The organism is Photobacterium marinum, from assembly GCF_000331515.1.
GTDB classification, from domain to species: domain Bacteria; phylum Pseudomonadota; class Gammaproteobacteria; order Enterobacterales; family Vibrionaceae; genus Photobacterium; species Photobacterium marinum.
This window is the reverse complement of sequence record NZ_AMZO01000023.1, coordinates 37487-57896: the sequence shown is the minus strand read 5'-3', so window position 1 is coordinate 57896 and position 20410 is coordinate 37487. Positions and strand designations below refer to the sequence as shown.

Below are 20410 nucleotides of genomic sequence, written 5' to 3'. Positions count from 1 at the left end.
AGCCGAAGTCAAAATTCAGAATATAAATTCTTTTAAATCATTAATTTAAGCCACTTCTAAAAAGATCTAAAAAATGTATAAATAAGATAAAGGGGTAATTATAAGCAAAAAACGCTGCTTTTTTGTTCGCTTTTTACACATTCCTGTAACCCGAGAAAAACGTTTTCGTGGACGGTTAATAAATTCCACTCATCGAAAATTCATGTTTTACCGTACGGCCGGGCTCAACCATTGAGTCCCGGACAAAATCCAGAAATTCGACCTCACTCCAAAGCTGTCGCCACAATTCATCACAGTGATACCAGTCACCTTCCAAAGCCCATTCTGCTATCACCATCGCCCCATCCGACAACGGCTCCCTTCCCACAGAATTCATATCAAGCCCAAACAAATTGCGGCTGACTTAGATGCTCCATCGCCCGCCACTTTCTCTGACGAGCAATAGATGAAAACATCTATATGATGGCTTCAAAATTATGTGATAGTTTCGAGATGACAGGGCCGTGACGTTTTAAAGGAAGCTCAATGGCAAATTTTCCGGCAATAAAAACGGGGCCCGAAGGCCCCGCACAGCATGAAACAGGTTCGAATCTCGATGAACAAGTCAGGCCGTAACCAAGGCCTCGTGTTTCCGCACCAGATTGAAATCTGCCAGAATGGCGTAAGCGGCCGGGATCATAAACAACACCAGCAAGGTGGAGGTAAAGATGCCGAACACAATGGAAATCACCAGCGGCTGAATAACCTGTGCCTGCAAACTGGTTTCCAGCATCAGCGGCAATAATCCGGCCGCCGTAGTCAGCGAAGTCAGGAATACAGCCCGGAAGCGCTCGCGACTAGCTTTCACCACAGCATCATGAACATTGTCACCCTCATCGACATGGTGACGGATATATTGCACCAACAGGATCGAATCATTCACCACGACCCCAGCAAGGGACACAAACCCCATTATGCTTGGCATACTCAGGGCAAAACCCAGCAACCAATGGCCCCAGAACACCCCGATTAGAGCCAGCGGGATCGCCAGCAGTACCACGAAAGGTTCTAAGTAACTACGGAACTGGTAGCTGAGGATCACAAACACCCCGAAGATACCGAGCATAAAGCCAATTCCCATCGACTGACCCGTCTTGGCGGTATCTTTCGCTTCCCCCTCAAAGTCAAAGCGCAGTCCCGGATACTCCTGCTGCAACTTAGGCATCATCCGGCTGCGGAACTGACGGGTGATCTCTGTTGAGCTAATTTTATTACTGTCGAGATCAGCAAACACACTCAAGGTCCTGACACCATTAATTCGCTGGATCCGGACAAAATTACGCTGGTATTCCAGCACCGCTACTGAAGCAAGCGGGATCTGGCTGCCATCAGTTAGAATCACCGGGAAGCTGGCTAAGGTTTGTAAGTTAGCCGCTTCCTGTTTATCAAACCTCACCTCAACTTCGATATTCTCCGGCCCAAGCTGAATTTCATCCGCCGTACGGCCAAAGTACGCCGCCCGTAGCTGAGATGCGATCATCTGACCGTCTATCCCGAAGCTTTCCGCACCGGGACGCAACTTCACCAGTACTTCCTGTTTACCCATCCGCATGTCATCAAGAACGCCGGAAACACCGTCAAACTCGCTGAGAAACTGCTGCAACTCAACCGACGCAGCTTTTAACTGTTCCAAATCATCGTGTTGCATCCGAATTTCAACCGCCCGGCCACCGGGACCGACCATCGGTTGCTTGAATACCATGGAAACCGGATCAGCCAGTACTCCAACTTCATTACGCCAGGCATCAATAAAGTCATCAATGACAGTATTTCGCGTCTCCGCCCCGAGGATATCCAACCGGACAGTGGCTACATGCGGGCCGTTTTCATCAGCATCTGCATTAAAGTTATATTGCTCGGTGATATGCTCGACCAGCGTCCTGCCATCTTCTTTACTCTCGCTCCACTCCTGATTGAGCTTGTGTGCCGCTGTTACAATTTGCTCCACCACCCGCTCGGTCTGAGCCAGTGACGAACCTGGCGGCAGGATCACCCGAGCTTCGGCGATATCGCCATCCAGCTCAGGAAAGCCGACAAACTTGAGCGCACCACCAGCCAGCAGTGAAGCCGATGCAAACAACATTGCAATCACACTGCCAAGGAACAGGTAACGCCAGCGCACAACCACATCTACCGCTGTTACCAGCTGATTATTACGAAACGCTTCAAACCGCTTGAGAAAACGCGCCTTAAACGCCAACGGTCGTCGCTCCCGCCGCTTTCGATCGCGTTGCTTTTGCAGGGAATGACTCAGGTGATTAGGCAGGATCAGGAAGGCTTCAACCAGACTCAGGGTCAGCACTAAGATCAGCACCATAGGCACGACCTTAAGCACGGCCCCCATTTCTCCTTCCAGAAACAACAGGCTACCGAAAATACAGACCGTGGTGAGATAGGACGACAGCACGCCGGGAAACACTTTCTTTACACCTTGTGTCACAGCGTCAGGCACCGACATCCCCCGCTCAAGATGAGCTGCAATTGATTCGGCTATCACGATGGCATCATCCATCATGATACCGATCGCCATCAGCAGTGCGACCAGAGACATAATATTGATTGAAAGCCCCAGCCCGGCCATCAGAAACAGGCTGCCGAGAAACGCTACCGGCAATCCGGCCGCCACCCAAAATGAATAACGAAAGGTAAAAAACAGCCACATGGTAGCAAAGACCAGTACCACACCCTGCCAGCCGTTCTTGACCATCATGGTCAGGCGATCCCATAGCACGGAAGAAATGTCATTAGTCAGGTTAAGGGCAACCCCGGTCGGCGCGACCTTATTTTCATCTTCAACAAACTGAACCACCCGCTCTTTGATCCGCAGGGCATCATCGGCTTTGTTTTTGCTGATCTTCAGCAGTGCCGATGGCTTACCGTCAAACAGCACTTTCTGCTCATCGAGCTCAAAGCGATCAGTAATAGTGGCAATATCACCGAGACGTAACAGTGATCCTTCGCTGTCAGCCCCGATCACCGTGTCGGCTATGGTTTCCGGCGTCACTTTCTGCTCATCAAAACGGATCAACAGATTTTTCTCGGCCAGCTCAATATTACCGCTCGGTAATTTGAGGTTCTGGCGCGACAAGCGATCAGCCACATCGACCACACTCAACCCTAACTGACGCAGCGGTGCTTCTTTGAGTTCAACCCGGATCTGGTGGGTAGAGAAACCGGCGACCTCAACCAATGAAACACCGTAATCCAATTTGAGCTTGCGCTTGAGCTGCTCAGCATAGGCTTTGAGGTGCGGCCAGCTGGTATCGGCACTGATCGCGACATCAACGACAGGTTCATTCCAGTCAAGTTCACGGACGATCGGCGCTTCAATCTCTGCCGGAAAGTCATTGATTGCATTGATCTGAGTCTGGACATCTACCAGCATCCGCGACACCACATCGCTGCTGGTCAACTTGAGAACCAATGAGGCCGAGCCTTCGACCGCCTCACAACGGGTTTCTTCGATATTGGCCAGGCCGTCAACCGCATCTTCCATCCGCATACAGATGCTTTCTTCCACTTCCTGTGGCGAAGCGCCGGGATAGACAACAGATGCCAGAATATAAGGCGGTGAAAATTCGGGGAAAGTTTCCCGCTTGATTTGCGGTAAAGACACGATACCGAACAACAACAATGCCAACATCAACAAGTTCGCGGCAGTCGGGTGGCGGGAGAAATAACGGATCATGACGCCGGTTCCTCCTGATTCTGCGCTTCTTTAACTGGCTCACCATTATGGGTCACCACCCTGAGCGCCATGCCCGCCACCGCAGGCAACAGATCATTGGTGATCAACTGCTGGCTGGCCGACAGTTCACCGCGAATAGCAACCTTTCCGTTATGACGGAACAGCACGGTGATCTGCTGAATATCCAGCGTATTATCATCTTTGACCAAATAGATCTTATTGCCGTGCAACGCCCGCTCAGGGATCACCCAATGAGCGTTTGACTGCCCGGTCAGGCGCGCTTCAACAAACATCCCGTTCACCAGCGGCGGCGCACTTTCCGGCGACAACTGACTATAATCCTGACTCACTTCAAGGATCACCCCAACTGTAGCCTGATTGGCATTCACCGTATCGCTGATCCTGGCAACCTTGGCAGGCCACTGTTGGGTAAAACTGCCGCTGGAAAGCTGAATCATCGCAGTCAGATCCAGCTGATCGGCACGCGGTCGACCATCTGCATGGGCGGTATAGCGAGTCAGGCTGGATGCCAGTACCTGCATATCATGCAAGGCTATCTGGGCATCAATTTCGACAGTATCGATACCATGAGCTATCACCATGCTTTGCTGGGTATTAACAACCTGATTTTGTTCAATATCTACACTGGAAATCCGGGCATCAAACGGCAGGGTAATGATGGTTTTATCCAATGAGCGGCGGGCTTCAGCCACCCGGGACTGGTTTACTTCCAACTGAGCCTGCGTCACCTTGCGCTCATTCGGCAGCACAATCAGCTGATTCTCAATATCCTGCACCACTTTCTTGCTGGCCAAGGTATTTTGTTGTTCCAAATCCACCGCCGATTGCGATGTCAGTCCCTTGCGCCGCAGCTCTTTTTTTCGGGCCAGCTCTTTCTGACTGATCTGCAACCGGTTTTTCTCTATTTTCAGGGTGGTCTTGAGATTGGCTTCTTCCTGGGTCAGTTTCGCCAACTGTGCCTGGCTGGAGCTGACGTCTGCTTCCGCCTGTGCCAGACGCAGTTCATAATCCAGCGGATCAATTTTCAGCAATACGGTTCCGGCATCGAGCACCCGCCCCTTCTCCAGATCCGGATGGCGGTAAATCACTTTCCCCGATACTTCCGCTATCGCCTGCCACTCAACTTTCGGTCTGACCCGGCCAAACCCGGTGACCTCTGGTGCCAACGGCAACTGTTGCAGGCTAATCACATCAACCGGACGCGCTTTATTCAGACCCGGATTCACTGCCGGAGCTTTACGTAAGTTCACTGCCAACATCAGAATCGCGACTCCGACCAGAATGGCAGGGAAAATCAGGTAATTTCGATTAAACTTCATTGGATCCGTCGCCTCCCTGAGCCAAAATCCCCTGGAGCAGCACATTGACATTGTGATCGGCCAACTCCATCAGCCACTCTTCATTCAGATCAATACCGTGGAAGCCGAGCAAGGCCGGCGGCACTAAAAACGGGAAGATCATCATGCTCATAAACGTCATTCTGGCTTTGACCGGGGAAATCCCCTCGCGCAAAATCCCGACATGCTTCATCTTGTCAAACATCAGTTCTTCTGCTGGCAAGGCGATTTCATTGAACATTTTTTCCATCGTAGCCCGCTGTAAATCACCGGGTTCCATCATCATCGTACGGGCAATTAATTTAGGCAGATCAGGGGTCGGCGCCATAATACGATAGTAAGTACGCATTAACTCGCCAATGCTTTCTATATCGCCGATATTGATCGCCCGACGAAACTGCTCCCGGATCGGTGCCATCGTTTCTCTCAGCATGGTTTCAAACAGCCCGGCCTTGTTGCCAAAGTAGTAACGAATCAGCGCGACATTCACATCCGCCTTCGTTGCTATCATCCTGGTTGATACCTTGCTGTAAGGGAGTGCCACAAACAGCTTTTTGGCCTCAGTAATCAAGCGCTCCCTGGCGTCAGAATCTCCGCTTGGACGTCCTGCTTTTCCTGCCATCTTCTTTCCCGTTTTGCCCGTCGAATCAATTTAATTAATCACCTGATTAATAATTTACTCTACATCACCAAAAGTCTCGCAGTAGATTAATTCAGCAATAATTAATCAATTGATTAATTTTATACCAGTAGCTAAAACGATTAATTTGTGCCGTTTCTCATTGTTAATAAAATGCGAACAAGCAACTCTATTTTCAGGCTTTTTCAGCAAAAAAACTGTCCGTTAGTACTGCTGTCGACACTGGATAAAACTCCGCAAATACAAAAACAAAACCAACCCAATCAAACAGATAAAGAAAGTTGAAAAATAAATACTCAATTAATGGTTGACGTTTAACCTGTCTATTTGGTATTCATTTGTTATCAACATTGTGGAAAACATTAACAAATGCAAAAGCGTTTCTCTCTACTCCTTAGCCTCCTCATTATCGTGAATAATTCGCGCGGGTAGCTTATGGGTGGGAAACACCACTGAAACAAACACAGCAAAACCCGCGCAACCTGCGCGGGTTTTTTGATATATAGGGCCGGCGCAGCGGATGCAGACCAAGCCAGACACAACAGGCAGGCCAACATAAGGAAGAAGCAATGAAAGATCAGGTCATAATTTTCGATACCACCTTGCGTGACGGCGAGCAGGCGCTTCAGGCCAGCTTGACGGTGAAAGAAAAACTGCAGATCGCTTTTGCCCTGGAACGCCTTGGGGTTGATGTCATCGAAGCCGGTTTCCCCGTCTCATCACCGGGTGATTTCGAATCGGTCAAAACCATTGCCGAAAACATCAAAAACAGCCGGGTTTGTGCGCTATCGCGGGCTGTTGCCAAAGATATTGATGTGGCAGCCGAATCATTGAAAGTAGCCGAAGCCTTCCGTATTCATACCTTCATCTCAACCTCAACCATCCATGTAGAGGACAAATTGCGCCGTAGCTACGATGACGTGATTGAAATGGGCGTTGCAGCCGTCAAACGAGCCCGGAACTACACCGATGATGTCGAATTTTCCTGTGAAGACGCTGGCCGTACCCCGATAGATAACCTGTGCCGGATGGTCGAAGCCGCCATCAATGCCGGAGCCTCAACCATCAACATTCCCGATACTGTCGGCTATACCATCCCCAATGAATTCGGCGGCATTATCTCCGAGCTTTTCAACCGGGTACCAAATATCGACAAAGCCGTTATTTCCGTCCATTGCCATGATGATCTGGGCATGTCAGTTGCCAACTCCATGGCCGCAGTCCAGGCAGGAGCCCGCCAGGTAGAAGGCACTATCAACGGCATCGGTGAACGGGCCGGTAACTGTGCGCTGGAAGAGATCGCTATGATCATCAAAACCCGAGCTGAGTTCCTGGGTGTTAACACCAATATCCGCCATGAAGAAATTTCCCGCACCAGCAAGCTGGTAAGCCAGTTGTGCAACATGCCAATCCAGGACAACAAAGCGATTGTCGGTGCCAATGCCTTTAGTCATTCCTCGGGGATCCACCAGGACGGCATGCTGAAGAACAAAAACACTTACGAAATCATGACGCCGGAATCAATCGGCCTGAAGAACCAGGCTCTGAACCTGACCAGCCGCTCCGGCCGTGCCGCAGTGAAAAGCCACATGGATACCCTGGGCTACACCGAAAAAGAATACGATCTGGACCAGCTTTACGCAGACTTCCTGAAGCTGGCAGACCGCAAAGGGCAGGTCTTTGACTATGATTTAGAGGCCCTGATGTATTTCGCCAACCTGCGCGAAGAAGACGACTTCTACAAGCTGAACTACCTGAGCGTGCAATCAGGCAGCGTTATGGCGACCACCAGCATCAAACTACAGTGCGGCGATGAGGAAAAATGCGAAGCTGCGGTTGGTAACGGTCCGGTAGATGCACTTTACCAGTGTATCTACCGCCTGACAGGCTACGAGATCGTACTGGATAAATTCGACCTGACAGCCAAGGGCGAAGGGGAAGACGGTCTGGGCCAGGCGGACATCATCGCCAACTACAAAGGCCGCAAATATCACGGCACCGGACTGGCGACCGATATCGTCGAAGCGTCCGGACAGGCGCTGCTACACGTAATCAACAGCATTCACCGCGCTGAACAAATTGCAGAAATCAAACAAAAATCCCATATGGAGACAGTATAACCATGGCAGGTACATATAAGATTGCCGTTCTACCGGGTGACGGTATTGGCCCTGAAGTCATGCAGCAGGCACACAAGGTGCTAGCTGCGGTTCAGGAAAAATTTGGCTTTAGCCTTGAGTGCAATGAATACGATGTCGGCGGCATTGCCATCGACAACCACGGCTGTCCGCTGCCGGACTCAACCCTGAAAGGCTGTGAAGCTGCCGATGCCATTCTGTTCGGCTCGGTTGGCGGCCCGAGATGGGAACACCTGCCGCCGAATGACCAGCCGGAACGCGGTGCCCTGCTGCCACTGCGCAAGCACTTCCAGCTGTTCTGCAACCTACGTCCGGCCCAGATCCACGCCGGCCTGGAGCGCTTCTCGCCGCTTAGGGCTGATATTTCCGAACGCGGCTTCGACATTGTGGTAGTACGCGAACTGACCGGCGGCATCTACTTCGGCCAGCCGAAGGGCCGCGAAGGTGAAGGTCCGCTGGAAAAAGCCTTTGATACTGAGGTCTACCACCGTTACGAAATCGAACGTATCGCCCGGATCGCGTTTGAGTCCGCCATGCTACGCAACAAGAATGTCTACTCAATTGATAAAGCGAATGTGTTGCAAAGCTCTATCTTATGGCGCGAGGTGGTGGAAGACGTTGCCAGGGACTATCCGGAAGTCACCCTGAACCACATGTACATCGACAATGCGACCATGCAGCTGATCAAAGATCCGGCCCAGTTCGATGTCATGCTGTGCTCCAACATTTTCGGCGACATCATCTCCGACGAATGCGCCATGATCACCGGCTCGATGGGCATGTTGCCGTCTGCCAGCCTGAACCAGGACAAATTCGGCATGTACGAACCGGCAGGCGGCTCAGCACCGGATATTGCAGGCAAGAACATTGCCAACCCGGTAGCTCAGATCCTGTCCGCTGCCCTGATGCTGCGCTACAGCCTGGGAGAAGAACAGGCCGCCCGTGCCATCGAACAAGCGGTATCCCAGGCGCTGGAAGCCGGCGAGCTGACAGCCGATCTGGCAGGTAGTAGCCCGGCACTGAGCACCAGTGAAATGGGCGACAGGATCGCCGCCTATATCCGCCAGGCCTAACGATAACAAGGAGCAATCGAGCAATGTCAAACACACAAGCAAAAGCGCCGAAGACGCTGTATGAAAAAGTATACGATGCCCACGTTGTTGTCGCGGCACAAGGCGAGAACCCGATCCTGTATATCGACCGCCATCTGGTGCACGAAGTAACTTCACCACAGGCTTTTGACGGCCTGCGTGAAAAAGGCCGCCAGGTACGCCAGACCGGCAAGACCTTCGCCACCATGGATCACAACGTATCGACCCAGACCAAAGACATCAAAGCCTCCGGCGAAATGGCCCGGATCCAGATGGAAACCCTAGCTAAAAACTGCAAAGAGTTCGGTGTCACCCTGTACGACCTGAACCATAAATACCAGGGTATCGTCCACGTTATGGGGCCTGAGCTGGGCATTACCCTGCCGGGCATGACCATTGTTTGCGGCGATTCCCACACCGCAACTCACGGCGCGTTCGGCTCACTAGCCTTCGGTATCGGTACTTCTGAAGTTGAACATGTGCTGGCAACCCAGACCCTGAAGCAGGCCCGTGCCAAGACCATGAAAATTGAGGTAAAAGGCAAGGTAGCACAGGGGATCACCGCCAAGGATATTGTGCTGGCGATCATCGGCAAAACTACCGCGGCAGGCGGTACCGGCCACGTCGTCGAGTTCTGCGGCGAAGCCATTACCGACCTGACAATGGAAGGGCGGATGACCGTCTGCAACATGGCCATTGAACTGGGTGCCAAAGCCGGACTGATCGCGCCGGATCAAACCACCTTCGACTACATCAAAGAGCGTCACTTTGCCCCGAAAGGTGGCAACTTCGAGGCCGCAGTCGAATACTGGAAGACACTGAAAACTGACGAAGGCGCCCAATTCGACACCGTTGTGACTTTAGATGCCAAAGACATCAGGCCTCAAGTGACCTGGGGAACCAACCCGGGCCAGGTGATAGCCATTGACGAAGCCATCCCGTCGCCAGAGAACTTCACCGATCCGGTAGAAAAAGCCTCGGCAGAAAAAGCGCTGGCCTACATGGGACTGGAAGCCGGCAGAAAGCTATCAGATTTTAACATCGACAAAGTGTTCATCGGCTCCTGCACCAACTCCCGAATTGAAGATATCCGTGCCGCCGCTGCAATCGCCAAAGGCCGCCAGGTTGCCCCGAACGTCCAGGCGCTGGTTGTGCCGGGCTCCGAACAGGTCAAAGCCCAGGCCGAAAAAGAAGGGCTGGACAAGATTTTCATCGAAGCCGGTTTTGAATGGCGTCTGCCGGGCTGCTCTATGTGCCTGGCAATGAACAATGACCGCTTAGGCCCGGGCGAACGCTGCGCTTCGACCAGCAACCGTAACTTCGAAGGCCGTCAGGGCCGTGACGGCCGTACCCACCTGGTCAGCCCTGCGATGGCTGCGGCCGCGGCCTGCGTCGGCCATTTTGTTGATATTCGTACCCTGGAAACCGCAACGGTAACGGCATAAGGAGAGGAAAAAATGACAGGTTTTAAACAACATACCGGTTTGGTCGTTCCTCTGGATGCAGCCAATGTCGATACCGATGCTATTATTCCGAAACAGTTCCTACAGAAAGTCACCCGAACCGGTTTCGGCAAGCACCTGTTCCATGACTGGCGATTTCTTGATGATGCCGGACAGCAGCCGAACCCGGATTTTGTCCTGAACGCTCCACGCTACCAGGGGGCCAGTATTTTGCTGGCGCGGGAAAACTTCGGTTGCGGCTCGTCACGAGAGCACGCACCGTGGGCTCTGGCAGATTACGGCATAAAAGTGATGATCGCCCCGAGCTTCGCCGATATTTTCTACGGTAACTCCATCAACAACCAGATGGTGCCTGTACGCCTGACCGAACAGGAAGTCGATGAGATTTTCCAGTTCATTGAAACCAACGAGGGTGCCGAAGTTACGGTAGATCTGAAGAGCATGACAGTCACTGCCAACGACAAGGAATACCGTTTTGAAATTGACGAATTCCGCCGCCACTGCCTGCTGAACGGCTTGGATAACATCGGCCTGACCCTGCAGCATGAAGACAAAATCGCCGAGTATGAAAGTAATATCCCGGCTTTTCTTGCCTGACTATTCAGCCACACACCTGAATAGTTGATAAAAGTAAGCAGTAACAAACTCACGCCCCGGTTCATTCTCCGGGGCGCTTTCTTTTCTATCACTTATACCAAACGGAACAATAACCTTTTTTCATCACCTGTTTTCTTCTCCATAATTAATTGCAGAAGAAACAAATGAAAGACATTCGCCCCTGACAGGGTCATCTGGTATACCAAAATGAATAATTTGCTCTGACTAAGGACAGCCCATGCGACTGCTACTTACTTTTATCCTGCTTATCTCCTCAGCCCTGAGCCCGGTACTGGCGGCCCCCAAAGCCGACCTGTGGCCATTCTGGCAAAAGAGCAACGAGACAAACACAGCGATGATTGACCACAGCCGCTGGCAAAAGATGCTGGACACCTATCTGGTGGAGCTGCCCCAACAAACCCTGTTTCGCTATCACGCAGTCTCCGATAACGACAAATGGGAGCTTGACCGCTACATTCGCCAACTTGCGACCATCGATCCCCGTCAGTATTCAAAACCGGAGCAGTTTGCCTATTGGGTCAACCTTTATAATGCCCTGACCGTACGACTGATCATCAATAACTACCCGATCAAATCCATCACCAAACTCGGCGGCTTCTTCAGCTTCGGGCCATGGGATGAGGAGCTAATCACGGTTGCCGAGCAGGCGTTGTCACTCAATGATATAGAGCATCGCATCCTGCGCCCGATCTGGCGTGATGCCCGGATTCACTATGCGGTAAACTGCGCAAGCCTCGGCTGTCCGGACCTGCAACCCGTCGCTTTTACAGCCGACAACACGGAAACACTACTCGAACAGGCCGCCAGCCGTTTCATAAACAGCCCTAAAGGTGTGGAAATCAACGGCAACCGCATTCAGTTGTCATCCATTTATGACTGGTACGGCAATGACTTCGGCTCACAACGCGATCTGCAAAAGCACCTCAACCAGTACCGCAAAGGACAACCTCTGCAACTGAATAATGTCAGCTACGACTATAACTGGTCACTCAATGAGGCGAAGTGAGCACAAACTAATTAACCATATAATCTGACAGTTATTTTTCAGCCTGCCCTGTATCGGCACAACCGTCACAGATGCGGATCAATATTCTGCGTACACTCTTGTATTGCGCTGGCAACCAGCGACATAGCGCATTACAATAGCTCTCGTTCTCATTGGGGTGTCCGACCTAAACCGGACTGAGACTGCAACCGCAGAACCCACTGAACCTGAACCAGATCATGCTGGCGTAGGAATTGAGATAATACCGACCACAATCAAGTGTCAGCGTCGCAGCACGATGCCGGACGCCTTTTCTCAACCCTGTGCCGCTCATATTTATCCCCCTTGCGGGAAGCAAGGGCATTTAGGAGCGCATAGTGAACAAACTTCTTCCGACTTTAACCCTGTCGCTGATGGCTGGCTCTGCCATGGCCGCAGATACCCTGACTGTCTACACCTACAGCTCATTTGCCTCAGACTGGGGACCGGGCCCGGCGATTGAAAAAGCCTTTGAGGCTCAGTGTGGCTGTGACCTGGAATATGTCGCGCTGGAAGACGGCGTATCGATCCTCAACCGCTTGCGCCTTGAAGGTAAAGGTACCAAGGCAGATATCGTGCTGGGGCTGGATAACAATCTGCTGAGTGAAGCGAAGAAAACCGGCCTGCTGGCTGAACATAACGTTGATACCAGTAAAGTCACCCTGCCAAACGGCTGGACAGACACCACATTCGTCCCTTATGACTACGGCTACTTCGCCTTTGTTTATAACTCAGAAAAGCTAGCTAATCCGCCGAAAAGCCTGAGCGAACTGGTTAAGCGTGACGATCTCAGCATCATCTACCAGGATCCGCGTACCTCTACTCCAGGCCAGGGCCTGATGCTGTGGATGAAATCTGTCTATGGTGACAAAGCTGATGCCGCTTGGCAGCAACTGGCGAAAAAAACCGTTACTGTCACCAAAGGTTGGTCCGAAGCCTACAACATGTTCCTGAAGGGCGAATCAGATCTGGTGCTGTCTTACACCACATCTCCGGCTTACCACATCATTGCCGAAAACGAAGGCAAGTATAAAGCAGCTGACTTCAGCGAAGGCCACTATATGCAGGTCGAAGTCGCCGCCAAGCTCAAGAACAGCCAAAATCAAAAGCTGGCCGATAAGTTCCTGTCGTTTATCCTGACGCCGGAATTCCAGTCGGTGATCCCAACTGGCAACTGGATGTATCCTGTCACCGAACAGGCGCTGCCGAAAGGCTTTGAACAGCTAACACTGCCAGCTAAATCACTGGAATTCAGCGCCGAGGAAGTGGCCGCTCAACGTCGTGGATGGATCCGTGAATGGCAACATGCCCTGACCCAATAATGGCTACCGACCTTTGAATACCCGCGTTACCCAAATTCTGCCCGGCATCGTCTCTGCCGGGCTGATTGTCACTCTGGTGCTCTGCGCTATCTCAGCCCTGATCAGCCAGGCCAACGAACTCAACCCGTTCTTCATCTGGCAGGATCCTTACCTGCGCCATGTCGCCGGCTTCAGTTTCTATCAGGCCCTGTTATCAACGCTATTGAGTGTGATCCCGGCCATCCCCGCAGCCTATGCCCTGTCACGGCGAAACTTTCCCGGACGCAGCCTGTTATTGCGTTTGTTTGCCATGACTCTGGTGTTGCCAGTACTGGTTGCGGTGTTCGGCTTGCTGGCGATTTACGGTAAAAGCGGCCTACTGGCTGAACTGTACCAGCATTTCGGAGAATCCCTGCCATTCTCTATTTATGGTCTCAACGGCATCCTGCTGGCACACGTTTTCCTTAACTTCCCGCTGGCAACCCGACTGTTACTACAGAGCCTTGAAGGGATCCCGTTCGAGCAGCACCAGCTAGCTGCCCACCTTGGGATCAAAGGCTGGCATAAGTTCCGCTTTGTCGCCTGGCCCAGGCTGCGCCAGCAACTGCCCCATGTCATCGGCCTGATCTTCATGCTTTGCTTTACCAGTTTTGCGGTGATCATGTCGCTGGGCGGCGGCCCAAAAGCCACCACGATTGAGCTGGCTATCTATCAGGCCTTGCGCTACGACTTTGACCTGGCCGGCGGTGCCATCCTTGCCCTGTGGCAGATGCTGATTTGCAGCAGTCTGGTGCTGATAACCCAGCGTTTTGCCAAGCCATTGTCGACCATGAGCGGCTCGGTATCCCGCCAGCCGGAGAACTATCTCGACACCTGGCAGGCAAAATCCTGGGACTGGCTGTGGATCGGCTTTGCTATTCTGCTGGTACTGCCCCCGATCCTGGCGGTTATCAGTGCCGGCCTGAACAGTAAGCTACCGACCCTGCTGGCAGAACCAGCACTGTGGCAGGCCGTAGCAAACTCGCTGAAAATTGCCCTGCTTGCCTGTGTCCTGGCGGTCACTGCCGGGGTTGCGATCCTGCTGGCCAGCCGCCAATGGCGAATTGAGAAGAAAACACTACCCGCAGATGGTATTGAGCTGCTCGGCACCATTATTCTGGTCACGCCGGGACTAGTTCTCAGCACCGGGATTTTCCTGCTGCTGCGCCAGTACACCGATGCCTTCGAAGCCGCCTTCTGGGTGGTCGTCGGAGTCAACGCCCTAATGGCGCTGCCCTATGTAATTAAAACCCTCAGTCAGCCAATGCTGCATCTGGCCCAACAATACAACCCACTGTGCCAGAGCCTGGGCATGCACGGGCTGTCACGCCTACGTCTGGTCGAGTGGCGCGCCCTACGCAAACCACTGGCTCAGGCGCTGGCAATTGGCTTTGTACTCTCGCTGGGCGATCTGGGAGCAATTGCCCTGTTTGGCAGCAGAGATTTTCAGACCCTGCCGCTTTATCTATTCCAACTGATGGGCAGCTACCAAATGGATGCCGCCGCAGTCGCGGCCTTAATCCTGCTGCTCCTGAGCCTGGGACTTTTTACCCTGGTTGAAAAAATACTGATCCGGACACCATAATGCTGACCCTGAAGCAACTTAGCCACCATTACGCCCAGACAGACCAGCCTACGCAGGCCGAACGTACGCGATACATCTTTGACCTTGAAGTTGAGAAAGGCGAAATCGTCGCCCTACTCGGCCCGAGCGGGGCTGGCAAAAGCACCCTACTGGCGATGATAGCCGGCTTTCTGATGCCAGACAGCGGTAGCCTCACCATTGCCGGTCAAGCTATCAAACACCAACCGCCTTCTGAGCGGCCGCTTTCACTGCTGTTTCAGGATCACAACCTGTTTCCCCACCTAACAGTATTCGAAAATATCGGCCTAGGAATACATCCGGGACTAAAACTCAGCCAGGAAGATAAGGACAACATTCAGGCCGCAGCAGCCAGAGTCGGCATTCAACAATATCTGGATCGCCTGCCGGAGCAGCTGTCCGGCGGCCAGAAACAACGTGTGGCACTGGCCCGCTGCCTGATCCGCAACCGTCCGCTGCTGCTGCTCGATGAGCCGTTTTCCGCTCTGGATCCGGCGTTGCGTAAAGAGATGCTGGAACTAGTACATGCATTAGCCAAAGAGCAGCAAATCACCGTACTCATGGTGACCCACAGCCCGGACGATGCCCTGAAAATTGCCGATAAATGCGCTTTCATTGCACAAGGGAAGATTAACGTTTTCGGCCCTGCTCAGCAGGTGCTGACAGAGCCGGAAGATGGAGAATTAAGAAGATATTTAGGCCATTAGGACTGATATAGAGAGACGAGTTTCCAATATCGAGAAACTCGCCTCTCGAATCTGAATTACATGTTTTCTTCCGCAAATTCGGCCAGACGGCTGCGGATCACACCGTCGAGATAGATATTGGCACTACCCTCGAAATTCTTGAAACGCTCGACGATATACGTCAGGCCCGAGGTCACCGGAGACAGGTAACTGGAGTCTATCTGCGCCAGGTTACCGGAACAGACAATTTTGGTGCCTTCCCCACAACGAGTGATGATGGTTTTAATCTGGGAGGCGGTTAAGTTCTGACACTCATCCAACAGAACAAAAGCATTCTGGATTGAGCGCCCGCGCATAAAGTTAATCGATTTAAATTGAATATTGGCTTTTTCGTAGATGTATTTCATTGAGCCATCAGTACAAACATCATGTTTGTGCAACGCTTCCATCGTATCGGTCACCGCTGCCAGCCAAGGCAGCATTTTTTCTTCTTCGGTACCCGGCAAGAAACCAATCGACTCAGCGATTTCTGGGGTATTACGAGTCACAAGGATCTTGTCATACATCCCTTTTTCAATCACTTGCTCAAGCGCCGCCGCCATCGCCAGAATTGTCTTACCGCAACCAGCAGGGCCGGTCAGAATCACCAGATCGATATCCGGGTCCATCATCGCATCGAGGGCCATTCCTTGATAGACATTTTTCGGATGGATCCCCCAAGCCTGGCGGCTCATCAAGCGTTCCTGTCCGATATCTTTGATAGTGATGTTAGCGCCATTAATGCTCTGCACCCTGGCTGCAAAATCCGTACTGTCATCAAGCAGGTACTGATTGATAAAGGGTTTGTCGAACAGCTCTGCCGGCAGAGTATGCAACGTTGAACGCCCCTGGGTTTCAGACTGGCACTCTCCGACACGGGCCCAGAACTCCTCCTGAAATTCGTAATATCCTTTGGTCAGCAATCTGACATCATCGATAAGTTGATCTGAACGGTAGTCATCAACATTGTAGACCCCGGCACCTTTGGCACGCAGCCTCATGTTAATGTCTTTAGTGAGCAAAACCACTTCCTTAGGCGCATGCTCAGCCTGCAGATAGAGCATTCCATTCAGGATCCTATTATCCCCGGCCTTATCAGCAAAGGCATGCACGGTTTCCGTCACTTCATAATCCGCAAAAATGGAAATCTTGCCGAGGCTTTCTTCATGTTCGGAAAGCGGAATACCGGCAGAAATCTCTTCCGGCGTTGCATCGCGGAACACATCTTCCAGGGTTCGGATTGCCACCCTGGCATCCCGTGAGACATCACGCTTGCTGTCCTTGATGCGATCCAACTCTTCAAGAACCGTCATCGGAATAATGACATCGTGCTCTTTGAATGAATAAATGGCGAGGGGTTCGTGAAGCAGAATATTCGTATCCAATACAAAAATTTTGCGTTCAGCATCGTCCATATTTACCTCCTAGGTAACAAGCAGACAGCAACATCAACTTGCCGTCCTTCTCTTAGCGTACGCCAGAACTACGCAATTACTATTTATGACCGGAGATAATTAAAGAATTGTGACAGCAGGGGCTGAAACAATTTAGCTGGATCAAGATCACTTTCGCCGTGACCTTATCCACCGCATGCAGTAACATATCTGCCCTTTTCTACCGGTGCGGATTCTGGCTTACACTTAACCTCAGTGTAGTTCAAAAATGTTAGGGCATCGGCTTAGCATTCTCATTAATATCAAAGAATTAGAAGGTTTTAACCACTATGCCATTTGCTTTGGGTCAACGTTGGATCAGTGATACTGAAAGTGATCTGGGTTTAGGAACAGTTGTCGCGCTCGATGCCCGTACTGTCACCTTGATGTTCTCCGCCAGTGAAGAGAACCGCCTGTACGCACGCAATGACGCTCCTGTGACCCGCGTAATGTTTAATGTCGGAGATGTGGTTGAAAGCCATGAAGGCTGGTCATTGAAAGTTGACAAGGTCGATGAAACAGGCGGCGTGTTCACTTACATCGGTACCCGTACGGATACCGAAGAGGAAAATGTTCAGCTACGCGAAGTTTTCCTTAGCCACCAGATTCGCTTCAACAAGCCTCAGGACAAACTGTTCGCCGGCCAAATCGATCGCATGGATCGCTTTGCCCTGCGCTATCGCGCCCTGAAAAACCAATATGAACAGCACAAAAGTCCATTGCGCGGCTTGTGTGGTATGCGTGCCGGTCTGATCCCGCACCAGTTGTTCATCGCCCATGAAGTAGGCCGCCGTTTTGCACCACGTGTTTTGCTGGCCGATGAAGTGGGTCTGGGTAAAACCATTGAAGCGGGTATGATTATCCACCAGCAGGTTCTGTCCGGCCGTGCCGAACGCATTCTTATCCTGGTGCCGGAAACCCTCCAGCACCAGTGGCTGGTTGAGATGATGCGCCGCTTCAACCTGCACTTCTCGATTTTTGACGAAGAGCGCTGCGTCGAGGCTTATGCCGATGCTGCCAACCCGTTTGATACCGCCCAGTATGTGCTGTGTTCATTGGACTTCCTGCGCAAGAGCCGCCGCCGCTTCGAGCAAGCTCTTGAGGCTGACTGGGATCTGTTAGTTGTCGATGAAGCACACCACCTGGAGTGGAGCGAAGACAAACCGAGCCGCCAGTACCAGGTAGTTGAAGAGCTGGCCGAGAAAACCCCAGGCGTACTACTACTTACTGCAACACCGGAGCAACTGGGTCGCGAAAGCCACTTTGCCCGTCTGCGCCTGCTGGATCCGGACCGCTTCTACGATTACGAAGCCTTCGTGGAAGAAGAACGCCAGTACGAGCCGGTTGCGGATGCCGTATCCCGCCTGCTTTCCGGTGAAAAACTGGATGATAGCGCCAAGAACACCCTGGCTGATTTGCTTTCTGAGCAGGATATCGAGCCAATGCTGCGTGTCATCGAGTCTGCCGATGTCGATGAAGAACAGAAAGCCAGCGTTCGCCAGGAACTGATCGACAACCTGATGGACCGCCACGGCACCGGTCGCGTACTGTTCCGTAACACCCGCGCCGCAGTTAAAGGTTTCCCTCAGCGTCACCTGAACATGTACCCGCTAGCAATGCCAAGCCAATACCAGACAGCAATGCGTGTAGCAGGCATGATGGCTGGTAAGGTTTCCGACGAGCAGAAAGCAGTTAAGCTGCTGTATCCGGAAGATATTTATCAGGAGTTTGAAGGCGATTCGGCAACCTGGTGGAACTTCGACCCGCGCGTTAACTGGCTGCTGGATATGCTGAAAGCTAACCGCAACGAGAAAGTGCTGGTGATCTGTTCCCGTGCCCAGACTGCACTGACCCTTGAACAGGCTCTTCGTGAGCGCGAAGGTATCCGTGCCACCGTCTTCCACGAAGGCATGTCTATCATTGAGCGCGACAAGGCTGCAGCATATTTTGCCCAAGATGAAGACGGCGCTCAGGTTCTGCTGTGTTCAGAAATCGGCTCAGAAGGCCGCAACTTCCAGTTTGCCAACCAGCTGGTGATGTTTGACCTGCCGAACAATCCGGATCTGCTGGAACAGCGCATCGGCCGTCTCGACCGTATCGGTCAGCAGCGTGATATCGAAATCCATGTTCCTTATCTGGAAGGCACATCCCAGGCGCTGCTGGCTCGCTGGTACAACGAAGGCCTGAATGCCTTTGAAGAAACCTGCCCGACCGGCCGTGCCGTATATGATGATGTCAGCGGCGACCTGATCCGCCTGCTGGCAAGCGAGCAACATGACCAGGAAGCACTGGAGCAACTGATTGAACGCAGTGCTGCAATGCACCAGGAGCTGAAAGGCAAGCTGGAGCAAGGCCGTGACCGTCTGCTGGAAATCCACTCCAATGGTGGCGACAAAGCTCAGGAACTGGTTGATAACATCGCAGCCAAAGACGGTGATACCAACTTGGTAACCTTTGCCCTAGGCCTGTTTGACACCATCGGCCTTAACCAGGACGACAAAGGCGAAAATGCCATTGTGGTGACGCCGTCTGAGCACATGATGGTGGCCAGCTACCCGGGTCTTCCATACGACGGCTGTACTATCACCTTCGACCGTGACACCGCACTGTCTCGTGAAGATCTGCACTTTATCAGCTGGGAGCACCCGATGATCCAGGGCGGTATCGACCTGCTGCTGTCTGAAGGCGTTGGCACCACAGCAGTTTCGCTGCTGAAGAACAAAGCACTACCAGCAGGCACCCTGCTACTAGAGCTGGTCTACGTGGTTGATGCTCAGGCACCGAAGCAGTCCGGTATCGGCCGCTACCTGCCACAAACGCCAATCCGCATCCTGCTAGATGCCAAAGGCAACAACCTGTCTGACAGTGTTGAATTCGAAGGTTTCAACCGCCAGTTGAGTCCGGTTAACCGCCACCTTGGCAGCAAGCTGGTTAACTCGGTACAGAAGGACATTCACGTCCTGATCGAGCACGCCGAAAATGCGGTAGCCAAAGAGCTGGTGACGGTTCGTGAAGCCGCGCAAGCTGAAATGGAAGCCAACCTGCGAGCAGAGCTTGACCGCCTGCAGGCGCTGAAAGCCGTAAACCCGAACATTCGTGATGACGAGCTGGAGCTGATCGAATCCCAAATCCAGGATCTGACCGGCTACATTGCCAAAGCTCAGGTGCAGTTGGATTCGCTGCGTTTGATCGTAGTCAGCCACGCTTAACCTCATCGGTTCAGGTAAAGCTCCTGAGATAAAAGCACCTA

Annotated in this window: 14 protein-coding genes and 1 riboswitch; of the genes, 9 read left to right on the top strand and 5 right to left on the bottom strand. The window is 52.3% G+C overall.

The annotated features are described in order from the left end of the window. Window positions 1–175: 175 nt before the first annotated feature. From C942_RS16130 to C942_RS16115, 4 genes are all read right to left on the bottom strand, one after another. The gene (locus tag C942_RS16130) at window positions 176–376 is read right to left on the bottom strand and encodes a hypothetical protein (RefSeq protein ID WP_036800580.1); all 201 of its coding nucleotides are present in this window, start codon (window positions 374–376) and stop codon (window positions 176–178) included. 228 nt (window positions 377–604) lie between these two features. After that, window positions 605–3727, bottom strand: coding sequence for an efflux RND transporter permease subunit (locus C942_RS16125; RefSeq protein WP_007467600.1), 3123 nt, complete (start codon window positions 3725–3727; stop codon window positions 605–607). Beyond that, on the bottom strand, window positions 3724–5067 hold the full coding sequence (locus C942_RS16120; protein ID WP_007467599.1) for an efflux RND transporter periplasmic adaptor subunit: 1344 nt from the start codon (window positions 5065–5067) through the stop codon (window positions 3724–3726). The genes C942_RS16125 and C942_RS16120 overlap by 4 nt, the downstream gene beginning before the upstream one ends. After that, on the bottom strand, window positions 5057–5707 hold the full coding sequence (locus C942_RS16115; RefSeq protein ID WP_007467598.1) for a TetR/AcrR family transcriptional regulator: 651 nt from the start codon (window positions 5705–5707) through the stop codon (window positions 5057–5059). The genes C942_RS16120 and C942_RS16115 overlap by 11 nt, the downstream gene beginning before the upstream one ends. A gap of 587 nt (window positions 5708–6294) precedes the next feature. On the opposite strand from C942_RS16115, the gene leuA reads away from it, so the two are divergent. From leuA to thiQ, 8 genes are all read left to right on the top strand, one after another. Next, the gene (gene leuA, locus C942_RS16110) at window positions 6295–7845 is read left to right on the top strand and encodes a 2-isopropylmalate synthase (RefSeq protein WP_007467597.1); all 1551 of its coding nucleotides are present in this window, start codon (window positions 6295–6297) and stop codon (window positions 7843–7845) included. Between the two features lie 2 nt (window positions 7846–7847). Then, window positions 7848–8936, top strand: coding sequence for a 3-isopropylmalate dehydrogenase (gene leuB, locus C942_RS16105; RefSeq protein WP_007467596.1), 1089 nt, complete (start codon window positions 7848–7850; stop codon window positions 8934–8936). A gap of 23 nt (window positions 8937–8959) precedes the next feature. Then, window positions 8960–10399: a 3-isopropylmalate dehydratase large subunit gene (leuC, locus tag C942_RS16100; protein WP_007467595.1), complete on the top strand. Its 1440-nt coding sequence runs from the start codon at window positions 8960–8962 to the stop codon at window positions 10397–10399. Window positions 10400–10411: 12 nt separating this feature from the next. Then, complete coding sequence (gene leuD, locus C942_RS16095) at window positions 10412–11014, top strand: 3-isopropylmalate dehydratase small subunit (protein ID WP_007467594.1); 603 nt, start codon at window positions 10412–10414, stop codon at window positions 11012–11014. A 238-nt stretch (window positions 11015–11252) separates the two neighbouring features. Further along, window positions 11253–12041, top strand: coding sequence for a DUF547 domain-containing protein (locus tag C942_RS16090; protein WP_007467593.1), 789 nt, complete (start codon window positions 11253–11255; stop codon window positions 12039–12041). A gap of 143 nt (window positions 12042–12184) precedes the next feature. Next, a riboswitch (TPP riboswitch) is annotated at window positions 12185–12291 on the top strand. Between the two features lie 142 nt (window positions 12292–12433). Further along, the gene (gene thiB, locus C942_RS16085; protein ID WP_232428185.1) at window positions 12434–13381 is read left to right on the top strand and encodes a thiamine ABC transporter substrate binding subunit; all 948 of its coding nucleotides are present in this window, start codon (window positions 12434–12436) and stop codon (window positions 13379–13381) included. A gap of 13 nt (window positions 13382–13394) precedes the next feature. Continuing rightward, on the top strand, window positions 13395–14984 hold the full coding sequence (gene thiP, locus C942_RS16080) for a thiamine/thiamine pyrophosphate ABC transporter permease ThiP (RefSeq protein ID WP_007467590.1): 1590 nt from the start codon (window positions 13395–13397) through the stop codon (window positions 14982–14984). After that, window positions 14984–15709 (top strand): thiamine ABC transporter ATP-binding protein, encoded by a 726-nt coding sequence (thiQ, locus tag C942_RS16075; protein ID WP_007467588.1) that lies wholly within the window; start codon window positions 14984–14986, stop codon window positions 15707–15709. Before thiP ends, thiQ begins: the two co-directional genes overlap by 1 nt. A gap of 56 nt (window positions 15710–15765) precedes the next feature. On the opposite strand, the gene C942_RS16070 is transcribed toward thiQ, so the two are convergent. Further along, on the bottom strand, window positions 15766–17142 hold the full coding sequence (locus C942_RS16070; protein WP_007467586.1) for a PhoH family protein: 1377 nt from the start codon (window positions 17140–17142) through the stop codon (window positions 15766–15768). Window positions 17143–17450: 308 nt separating this feature from the next. Between C942_RS16070 and rapA the strand changes: the two genes are divergently transcribed. Then, the gene (rapA, locus tag C942_RS16065; RefSeq protein WP_007467584.1) at window positions 17451–20369 is read left to right on the top strand and encodes an RNA polymerase-associated protein RapA; all 2919 of its coding nucleotides are present in this window, start codon (window positions 17451–17453) and stop codon (window positions 20367–20369) included. Window positions 20370–20410 lie beyond the last annotated feature (41 nt).

Bases quoted from the DNA above. Each gene is read 5' to 3' on its own strand.
- leuB (WP_007467596.1), top strand. From the start codon at position 7,848: ATGGCAGGTACATATAAGATTGCCGTTCTACCGGGTGACGGTATTGGC.
- C942_RS16130 (WP_036800580.1), bottom strand. From the start codon at position 376: ATGAATTCTGTGGGAAGGGAGCCGTTGTCGGATGGGGCGATGGTGATA.
- C942_RS16120 (WP_007467599.1), bottom strand. From the start codon at position 5,067: ATGAAGTTTAATCGAAATTACCTGATTTTCCCTGCCATTCTGGTCGGA.
- rapA (WP_007467584.1), top strand. From the start codon at position 17,451: ATGCCATTTGCTTTGGGTCAACGTTGGATCAGTGATACTGAAAGTGAT.
- thiB (WP_232428185.1), top strand. From the start codon at position 12,434: ATGGCTGGCTCTGCCATGGCCGCAGATACCCTGACTGTCTACACCTAC.
- leuC (WP_007467595.1), top strand. From the start codon at position 8,960: ATGTCAAACACACAAGCAAAAGCGCCGAAGACGCTGTATGAAAAAGTA.
- leuA (WP_007467597.1), top strand. From the start codon at position 6,295: ATGAAAGATCAGGTCATAATTTTCGATACCACCTTGCGTGACGGCGAG.
- C942_RS16090 (WP_007467593.1), top strand. From the start codon at position 11,253: ATGCGACTGCTACTTACTTTTATCCTGCTTATCTCCTCAGCCCTGAGC.
- leuD (WP_007467594.1), top strand. From the start codon at position 10,412: ATGACAGGTTTTAAACAACATACCGGTTTGGTCGTTCCTCTGGATGCA.
- C942_RS16125 (WP_007467600.1), bottom strand. From the start codon at position 3,727: ATGATCCGTTATTTCTCCCGCCACCCGACTGCCGCGAACTTGTTGATG.
- C942_RS16070 (WP_007467586.1), bottom strand. From the start codon at position 17,142: ATGGACGATGCTGAACGCAAAATTTTTGTATTGGATACGAATATTCTG.
- thiQ (WP_007467588.1), top strand. From the start codon at position 14,984: ATGCTGACCCTGAAGCAACTTAGCCACCATTACGCCCAGACAGACCAG.
- C942_RS16115 (WP_007467598.1), bottom strand. From the start codon at position 5,707: ATGGCAGGAAAAGCAGGACGTCCAAGCGGAGATTCTGACGCCAGGGAG.